Here is a 21,423-nt window from a genome sequence, read left to right on the forward strand (position 1 = left end):
AAGCTTAGCAAACTCCGCGGCGCTCTCAGAAACCTGCGGCGCATGCCGGGCGTGGCGCGTCAGCGGCGCGAATCGTGCTCGGTGTTGGGGGTCCAGGCGAGGTTGCGGCCGGTCCCGCGGGCGACCACGTGGCCGGCGCGGAGGATGAGCGCCTCGGCGTCGAGCTCGCGGATGAAGTCCGCGTCGTTGGTGACCAGAAGAGCCGCCATGGCGCGCTCCTCGCGGCGACGGGTGATCGCGTCGAACACCACCGGGCGCACCTCCAGGTCGAGATTGGCGAGCGGCTCGTCGGCGATCAGCACGTGCGGGTCGAGCATCAGAGCACGGGCGATCGCGACCCGCTGGCGCATGCCGGCGCTCAGCTCGTACGGGAACTTCTCGGCCGCCCCGAGCGGCAGGTGCAGCTCGTCCAGCAGCGACGCCACCCGGATCGACAGCGCCCTGGCGTTCACCCGCCGCTGCCGCGACGTGATCGGCTCGGCGATCACCTCACCCACGGTGAGCCGGGGCGGGAGCCCCGCTCCCGCCCCCTGCGGCAGATACCCGGCCAGCGCGGTGAGCTGCCGGAGCCGTCGCCCAGGCCGCCGGACGTCGACCCCGCACACCACGGCGCGCCCGCCGGCGACCTTCACGGAGCCGTCGGCGTGACCGGACAGCGCGGTGACGAGGGTCGACTTCCCCGACCCCGTGGGACCGGCGACACAGAGCAGGTCTCCCGGCGGCAGGGTGAACGTGACGCCGTCCACGGCACGGGTCGCACCGCCGTGGCCGATCCGGTCGATGACGAGGTCCGAGCAGACGATGGCGGGGGCATCGGGCATGCCTCCATCCTGCCGTGCGTCGCGCACCGGCGGGTCAGGACTCGGCGAACTGCAGTCGTTCCGCGTCGATGTCGCGCAGCCGCATCCGCAGCGCCCGCCCGCCGTCCGAGTCCGCCGGCACGCGCTGCACGGCCGCGAGCAGCTCGTGCTTCTCCCGATCCATGTCGCGCAGGATCAGGCGGCGGCACAGCCCCGTCGCGGACGCGACGGCGCCCTCCTCGTCCCGCGCCGGGAACGGCATCATCAGCAGCTCGCCGGCGAGCCCGCGGAACGGCTCGCGCACGGCATCCGCGGCCTCCGCCGCCCAGCCCACCCGGGTGCGGTCGGGCACCGCCGCGACCGCCTCGCGCACCGCCTCGAGCGCCGGATGCCGGAACGGCGGCGCCAGCGCCCGCGAGAGCAGCCCGGGGTCCACCCGGTGCCCGTACTGCAGCACCCCCATCAGCGCGTCGCGCTCGAGGGCGACGTCGGGATTCCGCGGCAGGTCGGCGATCCGCACCCGCGCGGGCGGCGCGTCGGAGACTCCCGGCCCGCCCGGCACGCCCGGTGCGCCGGGGATGCCCGGTGCGCCAGGGTTGCCGGGTGCGCCGGAGCCGCCCGGCCGCGCGGGTGCGGATACGGTCGGGTCGCGGCGCTGCGACTGCCTGCCCGCGCCGCGCTCGCCGGCGCGCGCGGCGCGGCGCACCTCCTGATGCACCGCGACCGGGTCCATGCCGAGCCGGCGGGCGAGCACCCGCTCGTACCCCGGCCGGAGCAGCTCGTCCCGGATCTCGGCGACGATCGGGGCCGCGGCGCGCAGCGCGCCGACCTGCCCCTCCACGGTGGCGAGGTCGTAACCGGCGAGCTTCCGGTCGAGGGCGAACTCGAACATCGGCACCTTCGCGTCCAGCAGGGCGCGCACCGCGGCATCCCCCCGCTGCAGCCGGAGATCGCACGGGTCGAGACCGTCCGGAGCGACGGCGACGAAGGTCTGCGCGGTGAACCGGGAGTCCTCGCTGAACGCGCGCAGCGCGGCCTTCTGCCCGGCCTCATCGCCGTCGAAGGTGAACACGACCTCACCGGCCGCGGAGTCGTCCCCCATCACGCGCCGCAGCACCTTGATGTGCTCGGCACCGAACGCGGTGCCGCACGTGGCGATCGCGGTGGTGACCCCGGCGAGGTGGCAGGCCATCACGTCGGTGTAGCCCTCCACGACGACCACGCGGCGGGGGTCGCCGCGGGCGATGTCGCGCTTGGCGAGATCGAGGCCGTAGAGCACCTGCGCCTTGCGGTAGATCGGCGTCTCCGGCGTGTTCAGGTACTTCGGGCCCTGATCGTCGTCGTACAGCTTCCGTGCGCCGAAGCCGATCGTCTGCCCGGTGACGTCGCGAATCGGCCAGACCACCCGGCCGCGGAACCGGTCGTACACACCGCGCTGCCCGGTGGAGACCAGGCCGGCGGCGCTGAGCTCGTCCCGCGTGAAGCCCTGCGCGGTGAGCGCCTTCAGCATCCCGTCCCAGCCGCGGGGCGCGTACCCGACGCCGAAGTGCGCCGCCGCACCGGCGTCGAAGCCGCGCTCGCCGAGGAAGCGGCGCGCGGTCTCGGCCTCGGGGCTGAGCAGCTGGGCGCGGAAGAACTCCACGGCGGCCGCGTTCGCGGCGTACAGCCGGCTGCGGCCGCTCGTCTCCGGAGCCGCTCCCCCGTCCTCGTAATGCAGCGAGTACCCGATCCGGCCGGCCAGCCGCTCGACCGCCTCGGTGAAGCTGACGTGGTCCATCTCGCGCAGGAAGGAGTACACGTCGCCCGAGGCGCCGCATCCGAAGCAGTGGTAGAACCCGACTTGCGGGCGGACGTGGAAGCTGGGGCTCTTCTCGTCGTGGAACGGGCACAGCCCCTTCAGTGACCCGACCCCGGCGGACTTCAGCGCGACGCGTTCGCCGACGATGTCGGCGATGTTCGTGCGCGCCTTCACCTCGTCGATGTCGGCCTGCCGGATGCGGGGCATCAGGTCACCCCTTCGCCGACCATCCGCGCCTCCGCGCGCGGCTTCGCCCCGGGCCGGGCGTGCCGCGGGCTCCAGATGCCCACCTCGGCCGGATCGATCTCGCCGACCAGGCGGTTGTGCCAGTCGACCGCGGTCTGATCGGTGAGGCTGGCGACCTGGTCCACGACGACGCGCGCGCGTTCGGCATCCGTCGTCGCGGCGAGGAAGTCCGCGGCGAACGCGGGCTCGAGCACGTCCGCACCCGCCGACCACAGCGCGTCCGTCGACCACAGCGCGTCGGCGAGGCGCTTGAGCACCCGGCGCTGCTCCTTGTACACGCCCTTGCGGGCGTCGATCGTGACGATCGCCTGCCCCATGATGCCCTTCAGCACCGCGATCTCCGCCTCGACCACGCGCGGCACGACGACCTGCGCGTCGTACCGCGCCAGGCTCGCCCCGGGATAGGCCTCGCGGGTCGCCGCCACAGCCGCGCGGGCGAAGCGGCCGATGAGGTCGCTGGTGAGGTTCTTCAACCGCGCCAGGTCACGGCGGGAGCGGTCGAAGGAGCGCAGCCACATCGGCTGGCAGGTGAGCCGGTACAGGGCGTCCGCCAGCTCGTCGCGGGTGAAGTCGTAGCCGACCCACTGCTGGATGCGCCCGATCAGGTGGTGATGCTCGACGGGGTCGGCCAGCTGCGCGGCGTCGAGGTACCCGTTCACGATCGCGTCCTCGAAATCGTGCACCGAGTACGCGATGTCGTCGGACAGGTCCATGATCTCCGCCTCGATGCAGCGCAGGCGCCCCGGCGCCCCCTCCCGCATCCAGCGGAACACCGCCTCGTCCTCGGGGTAGACGCCGAACTTCAGCCGCCCGCCCGGATCGGGCATCGGGCTGTCCACGGTCCACGGGTACTTGCAGGTGGCGTCCAGGCTCGCCCTGGTCAGGTTCAGGCCGACGGAGTGCTCCTCGTCGTCGAGGACCTTCGCCTCGAGCCGGGTGAGGATCCGCAGCGACTGCGCATTGCCCTCGAAGCCGCCGATGTCCTCGGCCCACTCGTTCAGCGCGCGCTCGCCGTTGTGCCCGAACGGCGGATGCCCGAGGTCGTGGCTCAGGCAGGCGGTGTCCACCACATCGGCGGACACGCCGAGCGCCATGGCGAGCTCGCGACCCACCTGCGCCACCTCCAGCGAATGCGTGAGGCGGTTGCGGGCGAAGTCGGCGGTGCTGGCGGGGCTCAGCACCTGCGTCTTGGCCGCCAGCCGCCGCAGCGCGGCCGAGTGCAGCACCCGGGCCCGATCGCGGGAGAAGTCGTCCCGCTCCGAGCGGTGCGTCTCGGCGAAGAAGCGCTCGGCGTCGTGCGGTCCGTACCCGCCGGCGCGGCCGGGGGCCGCCTGCGGGTCAGCCGCCACTGTTCTCGACCTCGGCGCCGCGCATCATGTCGCAGGTCTCCCCCGCCACCTCGCGCGAGTCCAGCCAGCCGTCCGGCAGGGCGGTGCGCTTCGGCGAGCCTGCCCGCCCGCGCTGTCCCTCGGCGGCCGCGCCCGGGTAGGGGGCGTCGCCGAGCGTGCCGAGCAGGTCGTCGATCTCCTGCAGCGTGGACACGCGGGCGAGCGCCGCGCGCAGGTCGCCGCCGACCGGGTAGCCCTTGAAGTACCAGGCGACGTGCTTGCGGATGTCCTTGCAGCCGCGGTCCTCGTCCTCGAAGAACTCCACGAGCAGCTCGGCGTGCCGGCGGAACGCGGCGGCGACGAACTGCAAGGTGGCGTCGACGACGGGCGCGGACGAGGAGGACGCTTCGATGGACTCGGCGTTCGCGGGGCCGAGGGCGGCGGCGAGCTCGCCGAAGAGCCACGGCCGGCCCAGGCATCCGCGGCCGACGACGACGCCGTCGCATCCGGTCTCGGCCATCATCCGCACCGCGTCATCCGCCGACCAGATGTCGCCGTTGCCGAGCACCGGGATCGAGGTGACGGCCTCCTTCAGCTCGCCGATGGCGTTCCAGTCGGCATGCCCCGAGTAGTACTCCGACGCGGTGCGCGCGTGCAGCGCGACCGCCGCGGCGCCGGCGTCCTCCGCGGCGCGGCCGGCGTCGAGGAAGGTGAGGTGGTTCCGGTCGATGCCCTTGCGCATCTTCACGGTGAGCGGGATGTCGCCGGCGGCCTTCACGGCGCGGGAGACGATGTCCGCGAACAGCGACGTCTTCCACGGCAGCGCCGCTCCCCCGCCCTTGCGGGTCACCTTCGGCACCGGGCATCCGAAGTTCAGGTCGATGTGGTCGGCGCGGTCCTCGGCGACGATGATGCGCACGGCCTCGGCGATGGTCGCCGGGTCGACGCCGTACAGCTGGATCGAGCGCGGGGTCTCGCTCTCGTGATGCTGGATGAGCCGCATCGTGATCGCGTTGCGCTCCACCAGTGCTCGCGAGGTGATCATCTCGCTGACGTACAGGCCGGCGCCGTACTCACGGCACAGCCGGCGGAACGCGGTGTTCGTGATCCCCGCCATGGGTGCCAGGACCACCGGCACGTCGAGATCGATCGGGCCGATGCGGAGCGGGCGGGCGGGGGCGGTGGCGATGGTCATCGTCTCCATTCTCCCAGACCCGGGAGGGTTTCCGGCCAGGCCTCCGGCGGCTGTGGAGACGCCTAGGCTGTGGATATGACCGACATCCCGATCAGGCAGATCCCGTACCGCGACGCGCAGGGCGCCGAGACCCGGCTCGACGACCTCGGCGCGGACGTCGTGCTCGTCGTGAACGTCGCCTCCCGGTGCGGCCTCACCCCGCAGTACGCGCAGCTGGAGCAGCTGCAGCGCGGCTACGGCGATCGCGGGTTCACGGTCGTCGGGTTCCCGTGCAACCAGTTCCTGGGCCAGGAGCCGGGATCGATGGAGCAGATCCTGGACTTCTGCTCGACGACCTACGGGGTCACCTTCCCGGTGAACGAGAAGGTGAAGGTGAACGGCCGTCACGCGCACGAGCTGTTCCAGGCGCTGAAGCGAACCCCGGACGCCTCGGGGAAGGCCGGCCGGGTGGAGTGGAACTTCGAGAAGTTCCTGGTGCTGCCCGACGGCGAGGTGCGCCGTTTCCGGCCGAAGCAGCGCCCGGACGACCCCGAGATCGTCGGCGCGATCGAGCAGGCGCTCGCGACGGTGCGCTGAGGCGGACCGGTCGCGGGGCGCGGCGCGCGACCGCCCCGGTCGAGGTCAGGGCTGCGCGGCCGCCTCGCGGCGCTGCGCCCACAGGTCGCGCAGCACGTTCTCGAACGCGGCGGGCGGCTGCGCGCCGCTGATGCCGTACCGTCCGTCGATGACGAAGAACGGCACGCCGTTGATGCCGTAGGCGCGCGCCTGCGCCTGGTCCGCGCGCACCGCGGGCAGGTACCGCGCGCTCTCCAGCGCCTCCCGTGTCTCGTCGCGGTCGAGCCCGACCTCGGCCGCGAGCTCGACGAGGTCGTCGATGCGGCCCACGTGCCGGCCCTCGGTGAAGTACGCCGACATCAGCCGCTCCTGCATCTCCAGCTGACGGCCCTTGTCCTTGGCGACGTGCAGCAGCTCGTGCGCCTTGACCGTGTTGGTGTGCTGGAGCAGGTCGAAGCGGTAGTCCAGGCCCGCCTGCGCGGCGACGCCGGTGACATGGTCGAGCATCTGCTCGACCTGCGCACGCGGCATCCCCTTGTGCCCGCACAGGAAGTCCACCTCGTCGCCGTCGAAGTCGACGGGGGTGTCGGGCGCGAGCTCGAAGGAGTGGTAGGTCACCCGCACCTGCGGGGCGTCCTCACCGGCTGCCGCGGCCGCCAGGCCCGCTTCCAGATTGCGCTTGCCGATGTAGCACCACGGGCAGGCGATGTCGGACCAGATGTCGATCGAGATGGGTTCGCTCACACCCAGGCGCAACCGCGCTCACCGGCGTCGTATTCCGTTGGTAGCATCTTCGGATGCTCGACACCCCGCACCGCGTGCTCGTGGCCGGCGTGACCGGATCGGGCAAGACGACACTGGCGGCCCGGCTCGCGGAGCGCTGGGGCCTGCGCCACGTCGAGATCGACGCGCTCTACCACGGCCCGGATTGGACACCGAGGGCGTCGTTCCTCGACGACGTGCGCGCCTTCGCGGCCGAGGAGCGCTGGGTCACCGAGGGCGTCGTTCCTCGACGACGTGCGCGCCTTCGCGGCCGAGGAGCGCTGGGTCACCGAGTGGCAGTACACCAGCAAGGGCACGAGCGAGATCCTCGCCCCGCGTGCCGAGCTCGTCGTCTGGCTGGACTACCCCTACCGCGTGGTGCGGGCACGGCTGGTCCGGCGCACGTTCGGTCGGGCGGTGCTGCGCACCGAGCTGTGGAACGGCAACCGCGAACGCGGCGTGGCGAACATGTTCCGCCGCGACCCCGAGGTGAACATCCTGGCGTGGCAGAAGCGCACCCTGCACCACTGGCAGGAGCAGATGCCCGAGCTGCAGCGGCGCTACCCGCACCTGCAGGTGCTGCGGTTCCGGCATCCGCGCGAGACGGAGGCGTGGCTTCGTCAGCGGGACGGCGCGTTCACCGCGCCGCCGAAGCGGCGATCGCGGGACAGATAGATCTCGATCGCGCGCCACAGCTCCTCGCGGGAGAAGTCCGGCCAGAGCGTGTCCAGGAAGACCATCTCCGCGTAGGCCGACTGCCACAGCAGGAAGTTCGACGTGCGCTGCTCCCCCGAGCTGCGCAGGAACAGGTCCACATCGGGCATGTCCGGCACATACAGGTGCCGGCGGATCTGCTTCTCGGTGATGGCGCCCGGCTTCATGCGCCCCGTGGCCACGTCCTCGGCGATCGCGCGCATGGCGTCGACGAGCTCGACCCGCCCGCCGTAGTTCACGCACATCGTCAGCGTGAGGACGTCGTTGCCGCGGGTGAGCTGCTCGGCGTACTGCAGTTCCTTGATCACCGAACCCCACAGGCGCGGCTTGCGCCCGGCCCAGCGCACCCGCACCCCCCATTCGTTGAGCTGGTCTCGGCGGCGATGCAGCACGTCCCGGTTGTAGCCCATCAGGAAGCGCACCTCCTCCGGGGAGCGCGCCCAGTTCTCGGTCGAGAACGCGTACACCGACAGGTGCTTGACGCCGGCCTGGATCGCGCCGGCGACCACGTCGAGCAGCACCTCCTCGCCGGCCTTGTGCCCCTCGATCCGGTTCAGGCCCCGCCGGTTCGCCCAGCGCCCGTTGCCGTCCATCACGATCGCGACATGGTTCGGCACGGCCGGGAACGCGGGCGGGTGGATGCCGGTCCAGTCCAGCGGCCGGTACGGCACGGCGTCCTTGTGCGTGTACGGTTTCGGGGTCACCGGGCTCCTTCGCGCTGCGGGTCGGACACGTGGGCGAGCGAGCGGATGCCGCGCTCGAGATGCCATTGCGCGTATGCGGCGACCGTGCCGGAGGCGGCGGCCGTGTCGGCCGGGGTCGCTGCATCCACGGTCGCCCAGTCCCCCGCCATCAGCGCGCGCAGCAGGGCGAGGGCGGATGCCGCGATGCGCGGGCTCCCCGCCGGGGCGCAGTCCGCGCAGATCAGCCCGCCGAGCTGCGCGACGAAGGCGGCGTGCGGGCCGGGCGCCCCGCAGCGTGCGCAGTCCTGCAGCGCCGGGGCCCAGCCGGACAGCGCCATGACCCGCAGCAGGTAGGAGTCGAGGATGCTCCGCGGGGCGTGCTCGCCGCGGGACAGGGCGCGCAGCCCGCCGACCAGGAGCAGGTACTGCTCGGGCGTCGCCTCGGCCTCGTTCAGCCGGTCGGCGGTCTCGACCATGGCGTTCGCGGCGGTGAAGCGGTCGTAGTCCGCGGCGATGTCGGCGCCGTAGGCGCCCAGCGACTCGGCCTGCTGGACGATGTCCAGCGAGCGGCCCTGGTAGAGCTGCACGTCGGCGACCATGAACGGCTCCAGCCGGGACCCGAACTTCGACGAGGTGCGCCGGACGCCCTTCGCGACGGCGCGGATCTTGCCGTTGCGCCGCGACAGCATCGTGACGATGCGGTCCGCCTCACCCAGCTTGTGGGTGCGCAGGATCACCGCTTCGTCTCGGTAGGTGGGCATCCAACGATTATCCTCCGCGCACGGGAGAATGGTCGCGTGACCGAACCGCTCTTCACCATCCCGCTCTGGGCAGACCTGCTCGGCGTGGGGCTCGGCGGCATCCAGGGCGCGATGTTCGCGTCCGGCTTCCAGGGCCAGCGCCGGCTCGACCTGCTCGGCGTCGCGATCATCGGGATCATGATCGGCATGGGCGGCGGACTCATCCGCGACCTGCTGCTCGGCGAGCCCCCGGCGACGCTGCAGAGCAACTGGTACCTGCTCACCGCCGGGGGCGCCGCGCTGCTCGGGATGCTGCTGGCCGGGCTGTTCCAGCGCGTGAACACCGTGATCGTCGTGCTCGATGCCGTGGTGATCGGGATGTTCGGCGCGTTCGGGACCAGCAAGGCGATCGCGGTCGGCATCCCCCGAGGTGCCTGCGGTCTTCATCGGTGTGTGCGCCGCGGTCGGCGGAAGCGTGCTGCGCGACGTCCTCGTGGGACTGCCCGTCGCGATCATGCACGTCGGGTCGCTGTACGCGGTGGCCGCCGGCGCGGGTTGCGCCTTCATCGTCACCGCGCACACCCTGGGGATGCCGATCACCCCGGCCGCGATCATCGGGATCGCCGTGACCGCCGTGTTCCGGGTGCTCGCCGTCGTGTTCGACGTCTCCCTCCCCGAGCAGCGCCGCCTCTACCGCCGCAAGGTGGCCGCCGAGACCGGCTCCATCCCGATCGTCAAACCCTGACCCTCACCCCGGGTTGGGGCGGATTCTCGACCTTGGGGCGGCTCTCCGCCGCCCCGAACGCGAGAATCCGCCCCAAACCCGAAAGAGAAGGGAAGGGGGGATCCGGCGACGGGGTCAGCCGGCGACGAGCTCCGGCTGACGGGCGCGGATCGAGCGGTTCACGCCGGAGACGATCGCCTTGAGGGACGCGGTGGAGATGTCGCCGTCGATGCCGACGCCCCACAGCCGCTGGTCGCCGACCTGCAGCTCGACGTAGGCGGCCGCCTGCGCGTCGCCGCCGGCGCTGAGCGCGTGCTCGACGTAGTCGTACACCGTGATGTCGAAGCCGTGCTCGCGGAGCACCTCCACGAACGCCGCCACCGGCCCGTTGCCGCGGCCGGATGCGGTGACCCGCTCGTCCTCGTCGCGCAGCACCACGTCCAGCTGCACCTCGCCCGACATGTCGCTGCGGATCTCGGTGCCGAGCAGCTCGAACCGGCCCCACTTGGCATCCGCGTCGTCGGCCGGCAGGTACTCGTCGGTGAAGATCTCCCAGATCTGGTCGCTGGTGACCTCGCCGCCCTCGGCATCCGTCTTGGCCTGCACGACGCCGGAGAACTCGATCTGCAGCCGGCGAGGCAGGTCGAGGGCGTGGTCGGTCTTCAGCAGGTAGGCGACGCCGCCCTTGCCGGACTGCGAGTTCACCCGGATCACGGCCTCGTAGGAGCGGCCGAGGTCCTTCGGGTCGACCGGCAGGTACGGCACGGCCCACCCGATCTCGTCGACCGGCCGGCCCTCCGCCTCGGCGCGCGCCGCCATGGCCTCGAAGCCCTTCTTGATGGCGTCCTGGTGCGATCCGCTGAACGCGGTGAAGACGAGGTCGCCCGCCCACGGGCTGCGCTCGGGCACCGGCAGCTGGTTGCAGTACTCGACGGTGCGCTTGATCTGGTCGATGTCGCTGAAGTCGATCTGCGGGTCGATGCCCTGCGTGAACAGGTTCACGCCCAGGGCGACCAGGTCGACGTTGCCGGTGCGCTCGCCGTTGCCGAACAGGCACCCCTCGATGCGGTCGGCGCCGGCCATGTAGCCGAGCTCGGCGGCGGCGATCGCGGTGCCGCGGTCGTTGTGCGGATGCAGCGACAGGATGACGTTCTCGCGGTGGTTCAGGTGCCGGCTCATCCACTCGATCGAGTCGGCGTACACGTTCGGCGTGGCCATCTCCACCGTGGCGGGCAGGTTGATGATCACCTTGCGGTCGGGCGTCGGCTGGAACACCTCCAGCACCTGGTTGCAGACGTCGACGGCGAACTCGAGCTCGGTGCCGGTGTAGCTCTCCGGCGAGTACTCGTAGTACACCTGCGTGCCCGGCACCGTCTTCTCGTACTGGCGGCACAGCCGGGCGCCGTTCAGGGCGATGTCGATGATGCCCTGCTTGTCGGTGCGGAACACCACGTCGCGCTGCAGCACGCTGGTCGAGTTGTACAGGTGCACGATCGCCTGCTTCGCGCCGGCGATGGCCTCGTAGGTGCGGGCGATGAGGTGCTCACGCGCCTGGGTCAGCACCTGGATCGTGACGTCGTCCGGGATGAGGTTCTCCTCGATCAGCTGCCGGACGAAGTCGAAGTCCGTCTGGCTCGCCGAGGGGAAGCCGACCTCGATCTCCTTGTAGCCCATGCTCACGAGCAGCTCGAACATGATGCGCTTGCGCTCGGGGGACATCGGGTCGATGAGGGCCTGGTTGCCGTCGCGCAGGTCGACCGCGCACCAGCGGGGCGCCTGGGTGATGCGCTGCGAGGGCCAGGTGCGGTCGGGCAGGTCGACGCGGATCTGCTCGTGGAACGGACGGTACCGGTGGATCGGCATCGAGGACGGGCGCTGATTGTTCTTCATGGGACTTCTTCTCTTCGTCGGGGATGTTCTCAGGCCAACACGAGCGCCGCGACGAGGAAGGCCCGGGAATCAGGCCTCGTCGCGGCAGCTAAGAAGAAGCAGCGCGCCGTAAGGCATGCATCGATGGTAACAGCATCGGATGCCGGTGCGCACCCGCGCCCGGCGGCTCCGCCGAGACGATCGGTCGCGGGTGGACACTGTCAGTCATGAGCACAGTGCGCAGCATCCGACTCCTCGCGGCCTTCGGACTTGCCGGATTGCTCGCCCTCGCCGGCTGCGCCGGGACCCCGGGCGGGCACCCGCCGACGAGCTCCGCGGGATCCGGAGGCGATCCGCTCGGCGCCGCGGCGCCCGCGCCGCCGGAGGGCGAGGTGACCGGCGCCGGCACGGTGATGGACCACGCCGGCGCGGCCGAGTTCTGCCTCGGCCCGATCGCGGAGTCGTACCCGCCGCAGTGCCGCGGCATCCCGCTGGCGGGGTGGAGCTGGGACGGCGTCGACGGCGCGGAGGCATCCGGGGACGTGCGCTGGGGCGCCTACGCGCTCACCGGCCGGTACGACGGGGAGACGTTCACCGTGACACAGCCGCCCATCCTGCTGGCGCTGTACGACCCGCCCGCGCCCGAGGACCCCACCGGCGGGCAGCCGGGGCACACCGCCGAGGAGCGGCTTCTGGATATCCAGGCGGAGCTCGACGACCGGCTGGGCGGTGACGGCCGCACGTACTTCGGGTCGTATCCGGAGAACGGGTACCTGTGGGTGGACGTGCTGTGGGATGACGGCACCTACCAGGAGGCGGCGGACGCCGAGTTCGGCGAGGGCGTCGTCGTCATCCGGTCCGCACTGCGGGAAGCGGGATAGTGCTCAGAAGCCGAGGCGGCCGAGCTGCTTCGGGTCGCGCTGCCACTCCTTGGCGACCTTCACGTGCAGCTTCAGGAACACGCGGGTGCCCAGCAGCTCCTCGATGCCGGCCCGCGCCGTGGCCCCGACGTCGCGCAGCCGGGCGCCCTTGCGGCCGATGATGATGGCCTTCTGGCTGTCGCGCTCGACGACGATCGAGGCGTGCACATCGGTGAGGTCGGCGTCCTCGCGCGGGGCGATGTCGTCGACGACGACGGCGATCGAGTGCGGCAGCTCGTCGCGGACGCCCTCGAGTGCGGCCTCGCGGATGATCTCCGCGATCCGGTCCTCCACCGACTCGTCGGTGACCACGCCGTCCTCGTACAGGCGCGGACCCTCCGGCATGAGCTGCACCAGCTCGTCGGCGAGCACGTCCAGCTGCTGTCGGGTGAGCGCGGAGAGCGGGATGACCGCCTCCCAGTCCTCGCGCAGCGAGTCCACCTCCATCAGCCGCTCCACGACGGCGTCCTTCTCGGCGGCATCCGTCTTCGTCACGATCGCGATCTTCTTCGCCCGCGGGTAGCCGTCCAGGGAGGCGGCGATGCGGCGGTCGCCCGGGCCCACCTTCTCGGTGGCCGGCACGCAGAACCCGATCACGTCGACGTCGCCGAGCACCTGCTCGACGAGGTCGTTCAGCCGCTCCCCGAGCAGCGTGCGCGGCTTGTGGATGCCGGGCGTGTCCACGATCACCAGCTGCCCGTCCGGCCGGTTCACGATTCCGCGGATCGCCCGCCTCGTGGTCTGCGGCTTCTCGCTGGTGATCGCGATCTTCTCCCCCACCAGGGCGTTCGTGAGCGTAGACTTGCCCACGTTCGGGCGCCCCACGAAGGTCACGAACCCGCTGCGGGTCCCGTCAGTCATGTCCTCGCGGTCCCTCATCGTCCGCTCCTTCCGTCTCCTCCGGCGCCCGCTCCACGAACACCGTCGCGATGCCCCGCCCGCGTCCGCGCGACGCGCCGCCGGTGAGCACCAGCCCGCCGATCGTCGCGGTCGCGCCCGGCTGCGGGATCTGCCCGAGGGCCTTGCCGAGCAGTCCGCCGATGGAGTCCACGTCGTCGTCCTCGAGCTCCAGCCCGAACAGGTCGCCCACGTCCTCCAGCGAGAGCCGCGAGCTGACCCGGTAGCGTCCCTCGCCGAGGTCGACCACCTCCGCCGGCCCGCGGTCGTACTCGTCGGAGATGTCGCCGACCAGCTCCTCGATGAGGTCCTCGAGGGTGACCAGGCCGGAGATGCCGCCGTGCTCGTCGATGACCAGGCACACGTGCACGGCGTCGCGCTTCATCTGCTGCAGCAGGGTCTCGGCGCGCATCGACTCCGGCACGAAGGTGGCCGGCCGCGCGATCGGCCGCACCGGCGCGCCGCGCCACGCGCTCTCGTCCCGGTAGGCGAACTGCACCAGGTCCTTCAGGTAGAGCACGCCGACCACGTCGTCGGCCTCGTCATCGACCACCGGCATGCGGGAGACGCCGCTGCGCAGGAACAGCTCCATGGCGTCGGTGGTGGTGGCCTCGGCGTCGACCGTGAGCATCTCTGTGCGCGGCACCATCACGGCACGCACGAACTGATCGGTGAAGTCGAACACCGAGTGGATCAGGTCGCGGTCGTCCTCCTCGATCAGGTCGTTGGAGGCGGCCTCGTCGACCATGCTCAGCAGCTGCTCCTCCGAGGCGAAGCTGCTGCGCCCGGTGCCGGGGGTCACCCGGCGGCCGGCGGCGACCAGGGCGGAGGCCAGCGGGCCGAGCAGGATGCGCACGCCGCGCACCACCGGGGCCCAGGTGCGCAGCATCCCGTCGGCGTGCAGCCGGCCGAACGAGCGCGGGCTGGCGCCGACGAGCACGAACGTGATCCCGGTCATCAGCACGGCGGTGGCGAGCATCGCCCACCAGATGTTCGGCAGCAGGAACACGAACGCCACGGTCACCAGCACGGCGGCGGTGGTCTCGGCGAACACGCGCATGAACGCGACGGCGTTGACGTGCGTGTCGGGGTCGGCGGCGATCCGGCGCAGCGCGTCGGCGTTGCGGCCCTGTTCCGCCATCTCCTCCAGGTCGGACCGGGAGCTCACCGAGAAGGCGGCGTCGACCGCGGCCATCAGGCCGCCGAAGCCGACCAGGAGCACGGCGGCGGCGAGCAGGAAGGCTGCGGTCATCGGCGCCGTTCGGACTCCGCGAAGCCGCGGATCAGCTCCCGCTGCAGCCCGAACATCTCACGCTCCTCCTCGGGCTCGGCGTGGTCGAAGCCGAGGAGGTGCAGCAGACCGTGGGTGGTGAGCAGGATGAGCTCGTCCATCAGCGAGTGCCCGGCGGTCTGCGCCTGCGACTCGGCCACCTGCGGGCAGAGCACGATGTCGCCGAGCAGGCCGGGCGGGGTGGGCCGGTCGGCGGTGCCGGGGCGCAGCTCGTCCATCGGGAAGCTGAGCACGTCGGTGGGACCGGGCTCGTCCATCCACTGCACGTGCAGCGCCTCCATGGCGCCCTCGTCGACCAGGACGATCGCGACCTCGGCATCCGGGCTGACGTGCAGCTGGGCGAGGTTGAACTCGGTGAGCCGCTGCAGCACGGTCTCGTCGATCTCGACGGCGGACTCGTTGTTGATCTCGATCATGACAGTCCTCGCTTCGGCATCCGGTCCCTCGGCCCGCGCTGCAGCCCGGCGCGGCGCTCGGCGCGGTTGGCGAACTCGGCGGCCTGCTCGCGTTCGTGGCGGGCGGCGACCCGCTTCTCGTCGTACTCGCTGTACGCGTCGACAATCCGGCCGACCAGGGAGTGCCGCACCACGTCCTCGCTGGTGAGGCGGGCGAAGTGGATGTCCTCGATGTCCTTCAGCACCCGGGTGACCAGCCGCAGCCCGGACGCGCCGGTGGGCAGATCCACCTGGGTGATGTCGCCGGTGACGACCATCTTGGTGCCGAAGCCGAGGCGGGTGAGGAACATCTTCATCTGCTCGGGCGTGGTGTTCTGCGCCTCGTCCAGCACCACGAAGGAGTTGTTCAGGGTGCGGCCGCGCATGTACGCCAGCGGCGCGACCTCGATGGTGCCGGTCGCGATCAGGCGCGGCACGATCTCGGGGTCCATCATCTCGTTCAGCGCGTCGTACAGCGGCCGCAGGTACGGGTCGATCTTGTCGGTCAGGGTGCCGGGCAGGAACCCGAGCCGCTCCCCCGCCTCGACCGCGGGCCGGGTGAGGATGATCCGGTCGACGTCCTTGCGCTGCAGCGCCTGCACCGCCTTCGCCATCGCCAGGTAGGTCTTGCCGGTGCCGGCCGGGCCGATCCCGAACACGATCGTGTTCTGGTCGATCGCGTCGACGTACTCCTTCTGCCCGGGGGTCTTGGGCCGGATCACCTTGCCGCGGGTGGACAGGATCGCCTCGGCGAGCAGCTCGCTGGGCCGCACGTTCTCGTCGCGGCGCAGCATCCGGGCGGAGTTCTCCACGTCCGCCGGCCCCAGGTCGTGCCCGGCCTTCGTCATCGCGAGGAGCTCGTCCACCAGTGTCTTCGCCGCCGCGACGTCGGCGTCCGCTCCGGTCAGCGTGATCTCGTTGCCACGCACGAGGACCTGCACAGACGGATGCTGACGCTCCAGCACCCGCAGCAGCCGGTCCTGCGGGCCCAGCAGCTGCACCATCGCGACGCCGTCGGCGTAGATGCGCTCGGTCCGCTGCTGCCCGTTCCGCTCGGCGTCGGTCCGCCCGGGTTCGGCCCCCTCGGGGCGCTGCTCGTCAGGCACCGACGCTCTTCTCGTCGAGGCCGCCGGCGAGCACGTGAGCGTGCACGTGGAAGACGGTCTGACCGGCACCGGCCCCGGTGTTGAAGACCAGACGGAAGTCGCCGTCGGCGTGCTCGTCGGCGAGCCGCTTCGCGACCTCGACCATCTCGGCCAGCAGAGCGGGATCGCCGGCGGCGAGCTCGGTCACGTCGCGGTACTCCTCGGTCTTCGGGATCACCAGCAGGTGCACCGGCGCCTGCGGGGCGATGTCGCGGAGCGCGAACACGCGGTCGGTCTCGGTGAGGATGTCACCGGGGATCTCCCCGTTCCGGATGCGGGTGAAGATCGAGGGTTCCGTCATAGACGCCAGTCTACGGTCACCATCGGCCGAGGATGCCGGACAGCACGGCGATCGCGGCGGGCCCGGCCGTCGAGGTGCGCAGCACCGTGTCGCCCAGGCGCACCCGCTCCGCGCCCGCGTCCTCCAGCCGGGCGAGCTCCTCGGGGGCGATGCCGCCCTCGGGACCCACGACGAGCACGACATCCCTGCCATCCGGGCGGATGCCGGTGAGGCGGTGCTCCGCGGTCGGGTCGAGCACGAGCATCCGTTCGGCCTGCGCCCGTGCGGCCAGCTGCGCGGTGCTGTGCACCTCGGTCACGTCCGGCACCCATGCCCGGTGCGCCTGCTTCGCCGCCTCGCGCACGATCGCGGCCCAGCGCTCGCGTCCCTTCGCCGCCTTCGCCCCCTCCCAGCGCGACACGCTCCGCGCGGCCTGCCACGGGATGATGCCGTCCACGCCGAGCTCGCACGCGGCCTGCACCGCGAGCTCGTCGCGGTCGCCCTTCGCCAGCGCCTGCGCCAGCAGGATGCGGGAGGAGGGCGGCTGGTGGGTGCGCCGCTCGGTGACCCGCACCGTCACCTGGCTGGCGGAGACGTCCTCCACGGTGCCGGTGAGCCAGACGCCGGAGCCGTCGCCGATGGTGACCGTCTCGCCGACACGGACGCGCCGGACCACGGCGGCGTGCTTGGCCTCCGCGCCGGTGAGCACGACGGTCTCGCCGACCTCGGCATCCGTGCTGGCAGGGGCAAGGAAGTGCAGGACCATCCCTCGGCGCCCCGCTCAGTGCCCGCGCAGGCGGTCGCGCAGCTTGGAGAACAGCCCCTGCTGGAACTGTGCCAGCTTCGGCTGCGGCGGCTTGGCCTTGCGGGCGAAGTCCTCGATGAGCTTGCGCTGCGCGGAGTCGAGCTTGGTGGGCGTGACCACCTGCACGCCCACGCGCAGGTCGCCGCGCTGCGTGCCGCGCAGCGGGGTGATCCCGCGGCCGGCGATCGTGAGCACGTCGCCGGACTGGATGCCGGGCCGGATCTCCAGGTCGACCGGGCCGTCGAGCGCCTCGATCGTCGTGGTCGTGCCGAGGATGGCATCCGTCATCGCCACCTCGAGCGTCGCGAGCAGGTCGTCGCCGTCGCGGCTGAACACCGGATGCGGGGCGACGGTGACCTCGACGTACAGGTCGCCGTTCGGGCCGCCGGCGCGGCCGACCTCGCCGGAGCCCGGCAGCTGCAGGCGCAGCCCGGTCTCGACGCCGGCCGGGATGTCGAGCGAGACGGTGCGCCGGGAGCGGACCCGTCCCTGCCCGCCGCACGCGCCGCACGGGTACGGGATGCGGGTGCCGAAGCCCTCGCAGCTGCCGCACGGCTGCGAGGTGATGACGTTGCCGAGCAGGCTGCGCACCTGGCGCTGCACGTGCCCGGTGCCGCCGCACACGTCGCAGGTCACCGGAGAGGTGCCCGGCTGGCAGCAGCTGCCCTTGCAGGTCTCGCACAGCACGGCGGTGTCCACCTCGATGTCGCGGTGGGTGCCGAAGACGACATCGCCGAGGTCGAGGGTGACCCGCACCAGGGCGTCCTGCCCGCGCTCGCGGCGGGAGCGGGGACGGCCGCCGCGGGCGCCGCCGGCCGCGCCGAAGAACGTCTCGAAGATATCGCCGAAACCGCCGAACCCGCCGAAGGAGCCGTTCGCGTCGCCGCCCATGTCGTAGCGGCGGCGGGACTCCTCGTCGCTGAGCACGTCGTACGCGTGCGTGACGAGCTTGAAGCGCTCGGCGGCCTCCTCCCCCGGGTTCACGTCCGGGTGCAGCTGGCGCGCCAGGCGCCGGTAGGCCTTCTTGATCTCATCCTGGGTGGCATCGCGAGACACCCCGAGGACCTCATAGTGGTCCGCCACGGTCACCTTTCTGGATCTGTTCTCCGCACCGCCTCAGCGGGCGGCTTCGTCTTCCTCGAGCAGCTTCGAGAGGTAGCGCGCCACCGCCCGGGCGGCGGCGAGGTTGGTCGGGTAGTCCATCCGCGTCGGGCCCATCACGCCCACCCGCGCGGTGCCGCCCGGGGCGGCGTAGTTGCTCGCCACGATCGACGCCTCACCGAGGCCGAACGGCGCGTTCTCGGTGCCGATGCTCGCCGCGAGCCCGTGCTCGTCGGTGACCATCTCGCTCATCAGCTTCAGCAGCGTCACCTGCTCCTCGATCGCCTCCAGGAGCGGGTGGATGCTGCCGCGGAAGTCCTGCTCCCGGCGCGCGAGCGTGGCCGCACCGGCCATCACCAGCCGGTCCTGCCGGAACTCCTCGAGCTCCTCGGCGATCACCCCGCCCAGCGTGAGCAGGGCGGGGTGCGTGCGGGTCGCCGACGGCTCCGGGTCCACGATGGTCTGCACCCGCTCGGAGGCGTCGCCCACGGCGCGCCCGGTGATCAGCGAGGCCAGGCGCGCGCGCAGCACGGCCACGTCCTCGGCGTCCACGTCGATGGGCAGGTGCGCGATGCGCTGCGACACGCCGCCGGCATCCGTCACCAGGATCACCAGCAGGCGGTTCGGGGCGAGCGAGACCAGCTCGACGTGCGTGATGTGCGCCCGGGCGAAGGACGGGTACTGCGCGAGCGCGACCTGGCCGGTCAGACGGGTGAGCACCCGCACGGTCCGCGCCATCAGGTCGTCGAGGTCGCTGGGGTCGGAGAGGAAGGACTCGATCGCCTTCCGCTGCGCGCTGGACAGCGGGCGCAGCTGGGCGAGGTGGTTCACGAAGACGCGGTAGCCCTTGTCGGTCGGCACGCGCCCCGAGGACGTGTGCGGCGCCGTGATGAGCTCCTCGTCCTCCAGCTGCGCCATGTCGTTGCGGATCGTCGCGGCGGACACCCCGAAGGCGTGCCGCTCGACGATGGACTTGCTGCCGACCGGCTCGTGGGTCTCCACGTAGTCCTGCACGATCGCCCGGAGGACCTGCAGCCCGCGCTCTGTGACCATCATCCCTCCCGCTGGCACTCGGCCACTCTGAGTGCCAATTCTACCGCGTGAGGGCGCGCACGACGGCGTCCGCGAGGAGGCGCCCGCGCAGGGTCAGGCGCACCGCGCGGTCGCGCACGGCCGCCGCGGGGTCGATCAGGCCGTCCGCGATGAGGCCGGCGACGCGGTCGCGATTCCCGTCCGGCAGCTCCGCGATGGGGATGCCCTCGGCGATGCGGCTGCGCAGCAGCACGCTCTCCAGCATCCGCGCCTCCGGGTCGGGCTGCTCGCGGCCGGCCGCGGGCGACTCCCCCGCCGCGAGCCGCTGCGCGTAGGCGGCGGGGTGCTTCACGTTCCACCAGCGCAGCCCGGCCACGTGGCTGTGCGCCCCGGGCCCGAAGCCCCACCAGTCGTGGCCGCGCCAGTAGGCGAGGTTGTGCCGGGAGCGGTTGTCGTGCACGGTGCCGGCGCCCGCGCCGACCTCCGCGCCCGTCTCGGCCCCTGAGCCTGCCGAAGGGCGCGCCCAGTTGCTCACCTCGTACCAGGCGTACCCGGCGCCGGCGAGCCGGGCGTCCGCCAGCTCGTACATGTCCGCCTGCAGGTCGTCGTCCGGCGCCGGCACCTCGCCGCGGCGGATGCGGCGGGCCAGGCCCGTGCCCTCCTCGATGATGAGCGCGTACGCGGAGATGTGGTCGGGCTCCAGGGCGAGCGCGGCGTCCAGGGAGCGCTCCCAGTCGGACAGGGACTCGCCGGGGGTGCCGTAGATGAGGTCCACGCTCACCGCGAGCCCCGCCTCACGGGCGGCGTGCACGGCCGCGGCGACGTTCTCCGGCCGGTGGGTGCGGTCCAGCACCGCCAGCACGTGCGGGACGGCGGACTGCATCCCCACCGACATCCGGGTGACGCCGGCCGCCGCGAGTTCGCGCGCGACGCCGGGCGTGACCGTGTCGGGGTTGGCCTCGACGGTGACCTCCGCGCCGTCGCGCAGCCCGAACGCGTCCACGGCGGTCTGCAGCATCCGCGCCAGGTCCCCGGCCGGCAGCAGCGTGGGCGTGCCGCCGCCGAAGAACACGGTGTCCATCGGGCGCACGCCCCCGGCATCCGCGAGCACGTCGCGCGCGAGCGCGATCTCCGCGGCGACCGTGGTGGCGTAGTCCTCCTGGCGGGCGCCGCGCAGCTCGGTGGCGGTGTACGTGTTGAAGTCGCAGTACCCGCAGCGGACGCGACAGAACGGCACGTGCAGGTACGCCGAGAACGGAGTCGCCGGATCGACGCGGACGGATGCCGGCAGGCGCCCGTCCGGCGGAGCCGGGTCGCCCAGAGGCAGCGGTCCTGCCATCAGACCGGGGTGGCGTACAGCGGGGAGATCGCCCGCAGGTAGCGGGCGAACAGCTCACGGCGGCGGCGCTTCACCAGCGCCGGCACCAGGCGGTAGAGCAGCGCGACGGGAGCGTCGAAGGCGCGCACGGTGAACCACACCTCGTCGCTGTCCTCGCGCCAGTCGACGTCGAACGACTCCTCGCCGCTGACCACGGAGCCGCCGACGGTGCCGAGCACGAAGCCGATGCGGCGGCGCTCCTCGGTGACCGAGATCACCCGCAGCTCGGCGTCGGCGCGCATCCCGGCGACCCGGCCGCGCACCTTCAGGGTCGTGCCGGGGGCGACGAACGGCGTGCCCTCGGCGTCGAAGCGCTGCTCGGTCTGCGGGCGGCTCGGGGCGATCGGGGCGCCCTCGGCGTCGAAGCTGACGCCCGTGTAGCCGGGACTGGCGGCGGGCCGCAGGTCGGCGAGCTCGAGGCCCGCCGCGCGCTGCGCGGTCCACGACAGCAGCGCCTCGCCGGCGACCCGGAAGCGCTCCTCGCCGCTGCCGATGCGCCACGACTCCTCGGCGGGGATGCTGCGCTCCGGCGGATACTGCATGAGGTCCGGCGCATGGGTGGCACCGACCGCGGCGTAGTCCACCGTGCCTTCTCGGAATGTTCCGCGACGCATGGGGACAAGCCTAGACGGCGTACCTGGACGGCGTCCCCAGCGGATGCCGGGTGGCGTCCCTTCCTCCGGATGCCGCCCGGGGACGGCGACGGGGCCGGTGGCGAACCACCGG

General features: G+C 72.2%; 21 protein-coding genes and 1 pseudogene. 4 read left to right on the forward strand and 18 right to left on the reverse strand.

Going from position 1 to position 21,423, the window contains the following annotated elements; translation table 11 throughout:
* Positions 1 to 59: 59 nt before the first annotated feature.
* The 4 genes from JSY13_RS07145 to dusB are packed head-to-tail and all read right to left on the reverse strand — an operon-like array spanning position 60 to position 5,367.
* Positions 60 to 821 carry an ATP-binding cassette domain-containing protein gene (locus tag JSY13_RS07145; RefSeq protein ID WP_259606045.1) on the reverse strand — a complete coding sequence of 254 codons (762 nt, stop codon included), beginning with the start codon at positions 819 to 821 and terminating at the stop codon, positions 60 to 62.
* 34 nt (positions 822 to 855) lie between these two features.
* The gene (dnaG, locus tag JSY13_RS07150) at positions 856 to 2,805 is read right to left on the reverse strand and encodes a DNA primase (RefSeq protein ID WP_259606046.1); all 1,950 of its coding nucleotides are present in this window, start codon (positions 2,803 to 2,805) and stop codon (positions 856 to 858) included.
* Positions 2,805 to 4,193 carry a deoxyguanosinetriphosphate triphosphohydrolase gene (locus JSY13_RS07155; RefSeq protein WP_259606047.1) on the reverse strand — a complete coding sequence of 463 codons (1,389 nt, stop codon included), beginning with the start codon at positions 4,191 to 4,193 and terminating at the stop codon, positions 2,805 to 2,807. Before JSY13_RS07155 ends, dnaG begins: the two co-directional genes overlap by 1 nt.
* Positions 4,183 to 5,367 carry a tRNA dihydrouridine synthase DusB gene (dusB, locus tag JSY13_RS07160; RefSeq protein WP_259606048.1) on the reverse strand — a complete coding sequence of 395 codons (1,185 nt, stop codon included), beginning with the start codon at positions 5,365 to 5,367 and terminating at the stop codon, positions 4,183 to 4,185. The genes JSY13_RS07155 and dusB overlap by 11 nt, the downstream gene beginning before the upstream one ends.
* 75 nt (positions 5,368 to 5,442) lie before the next feature.
* On the opposite strand from dusB, the gene JSY13_RS07165 reads away from it, so the two are divergent.
* On the forward strand, positions 5,443 to 5,943 hold the full coding sequence (locus tag JSY13_RS07165) for a glutathione peroxidase (protein WP_259606049.1): 501 nt from the start codon (positions 5,443 to 5,445) through the stop codon (positions 5,941 to 5,943).
* A 45-nt stretch (positions 5,944 to 5,988) separates the two neighbouring features.
* On the opposite strand, the gene JSY13_RS07170 is transcribed toward JSY13_RS07165, so the two are convergent.
* The gene (locus tag JSY13_RS07170; protein ID WP_259606050.1) at positions 5,989 to 6,666 is read right to left on the reverse strand and encodes a DsbA family oxidoreductase; all 678 of its coding nucleotides are present in this window, start codon (positions 6,664 to 6,666) and stop codon (positions 5,989 to 5,991) included.
* Positions 6,667 to 6,939: 273 nt separating this feature from the next.
* Between JSY13_RS07170 and JSY13_RS07175 the strand changes: the two genes are divergently transcribed.
* Complete coding sequence (locus JSY13_RS07175) at positions 6,940 to 7,359, forward strand: hypothetical protein (protein WP_259606051.1); 420 nt, start codon at positions 6,940 to 6,942, stop codon at positions 7,357 to 7,359.
* On the opposite strand, the gene JSY13_RS07180 is transcribed toward JSY13_RS07175, so the two are convergent.
* Both JSY13_RS07180 and recO read right to left on the reverse strand, forming a co-directional pair.
* Positions 7,305 to 8,102: an isoprenyl transferase gene (locus JSY13_RS07180; RefSeq protein ID WP_259606052.1), complete on the reverse strand. Its 798-nt coding sequence runs from the start codon at positions 8,100 to 8,102 to the stop codon at positions 7,305 to 7,307. The two genes, JSY13_RS07175 and JSY13_RS07180, sit on opposite strands and share 55 nt — an antisense overlap.
* A complete protein-coding gene (gene recO / locus JSY13_RS07185) occupies positions 8,099 to 8,842 on the reverse strand; it encodes a DNA repair protein RecO (RefSeq protein WP_259606053.1) in 744 nt (247 codons plus the stop codon). Before recO ends, JSY13_RS07180 begins: the two co-directional genes overlap by 4 nt.
* Positions 8,843 to 8,878: 36 nt before the next feature.
* On the opposite strand from recO, the pseudogene JSY13_RS07190 reads away from it, so the two are divergent.
* Positions 8,879 to 9,566: pseudogene (locus tag JSY13_RS07190) on the forward strand (trimeric intracellular cation channel family protein).
* A 114-nt stretch (positions 9,567 to 9,680) separates the two neighbouring features.
* Here the strand turns inward: JSY13_RS07190 and leuA are convergent.
* A complete protein-coding gene (leuA, locus tag JSY13_RS07195) occupies positions 9,681 to 11,435 on the reverse strand; it encodes a 2-isopropylmalate synthase (protein ID WP_259606054.1) in 1,755 nt (584 codons plus the stop codon).
* Between the two features lie 206 nt (positions 11,436 to 11,641).
* On the opposite strand from leuA, the gene JSY13_RS07200 reads away from it, so the two are divergent.
* Complete coding sequence (locus JSY13_RS07200) at positions 11,642 to 12,295, forward strand: hypothetical protein (protein ID WP_259606055.1); 654 nt, start codon at positions 11,642 to 11,644, stop codon at positions 12,293 to 12,295.
* A 3-nt stretch (positions 12,296 to 12,298) separates the two neighbouring features.
* On the opposite strand, the gene era is transcribed toward JSY13_RS07200, so the two are convergent.
* The 10 genes from era to JSY13_RS07250 form a co-directional block, all read right to left on the reverse strand.
* On the reverse strand, positions 12,299 to 13,195 hold the full coding sequence (era, locus tag JSY13_RS07205) for a GTPase Era (RefSeq protein ID WP_259606056.1): 897 nt from the start codon (positions 13,193 to 13,195) through the stop codon (positions 12,299 to 12,301).
* Positions 13,188 to 14,483: a hemolysin family protein gene (locus JSY13_RS07210; RefSeq protein ID WP_259606057.1), complete on the reverse strand. Its 1,296-nt coding sequence runs from the start codon at positions 14,481 to 14,483 to the stop codon at positions 13,188 to 13,190. The genes era and JSY13_RS07210 overlap by 8 nt, the downstream gene beginning before the upstream one ends.
* Positions 14,480 to 14,938: an rRNA maturation RNase YbeY gene (gene ybeY, locus JSY13_RS07215; protein ID WP_259606058.1), complete on the reverse strand. Its 459-nt coding sequence runs from the start codon at positions 14,936 to 14,938 to the stop codon at positions 14,480 to 14,482. Before ybeY ends, JSY13_RS07210 begins: the two co-directional genes overlap by 4 nt.
* Positions 14,935 to 15,960, reverse strand: a complete 1,026-nt coding sequence (locus tag JSY13_RS07220) for a PhoH family protein (protein ID WP_259608157.1) — start codon at positions 15,958 to 15,960, stop codon at positions 14,935 to 14,937. The genes ybeY and JSY13_RS07220 overlap by 4 nt, the downstream gene beginning before the upstream one ends.
* Before the next feature lie 94 nt (positions 15,961 to 16,054).
* Positions 16,055 to 16,402: a histidine triad nucleotide-binding protein gene (locus JSY13_RS07225; protein WP_259606059.1), complete on the reverse strand. Its 348-nt coding sequence runs from the start codon at positions 16,400 to 16,402 to the stop codon at positions 16,055 to 16,057.
* A gap of 16 nt (positions 16,403 to 16,418) precedes the next feature.
* The gene (locus JSY13_RS07230; protein ID WP_259606060.1) at positions 16,419 to 17,147 is read right to left on the reverse strand and encodes a 16S rRNA (uracil(1498)-N(3))-methyltransferase; all 729 of its coding nucleotides are present in this window, start codon (positions 17,145 to 17,147) and stop codon (positions 16,419 to 16,421) included.
* A 15-nt stretch (positions 17,148 to 17,162) separates the two neighbouring features.
* On the reverse strand, positions 17,163 to 18,269 hold the full coding sequence (gene dnaJ, locus JSY13_RS07235) for a molecular chaperone DnaJ (protein ID WP_259606061.1): 1,107 nt from the start codon (positions 18,267 to 18,269) through the stop codon (positions 17,163 to 17,165).
* 33 nt (positions 18,270 to 18,302) lie between these two features.
* Positions 18,303 to 19,340 (reverse strand): heat-inducible transcriptional repressor HrcA, encoded by a 1,038-nt coding sequence (gene hrcA, locus JSY13_RS07240; protein WP_259608158.1) that lies wholly within the window; start codon positions 19,338 to 19,340, stop codon positions 18,303 to 18,305.
* 40 nt (positions 19,341 to 19,380) lie between these two features.
* A complete protein-coding gene (gene hemW, locus JSY13_RS07245) occupies positions 19,381 to 20,658 on the reverse strand; it encodes a radical SAM family heme chaperone HemW (RefSeq protein ID WP_259606062.1) in 1,278 nt (425 codons plus the stop codon).
* Entirely contained in the window at positions 20,658 to 21,311 is a 654-nt protein-coding gene (locus JSY13_RS07250) for a DUF1990 domain-containing protein (RefSeq protein ID WP_259606063.1), read from the reverse strand. The genes hemW and JSY13_RS07250 overlap by 1 nt, the downstream gene beginning before the upstream one ends.
* Positions 21,312 to 21,423 lie beyond the last annotated feature (112 nt).

The sequence above is a fragment of the Microbacterium neungamense genome (assembly GCF_024971095.1).
Classification (GTDB): domain Bacteria; phylum Actinomycetota; class Actinomycetes; order Actinomycetales; family Microbacteriaceae; genus Microbacterium; species Microbacterium neungamense.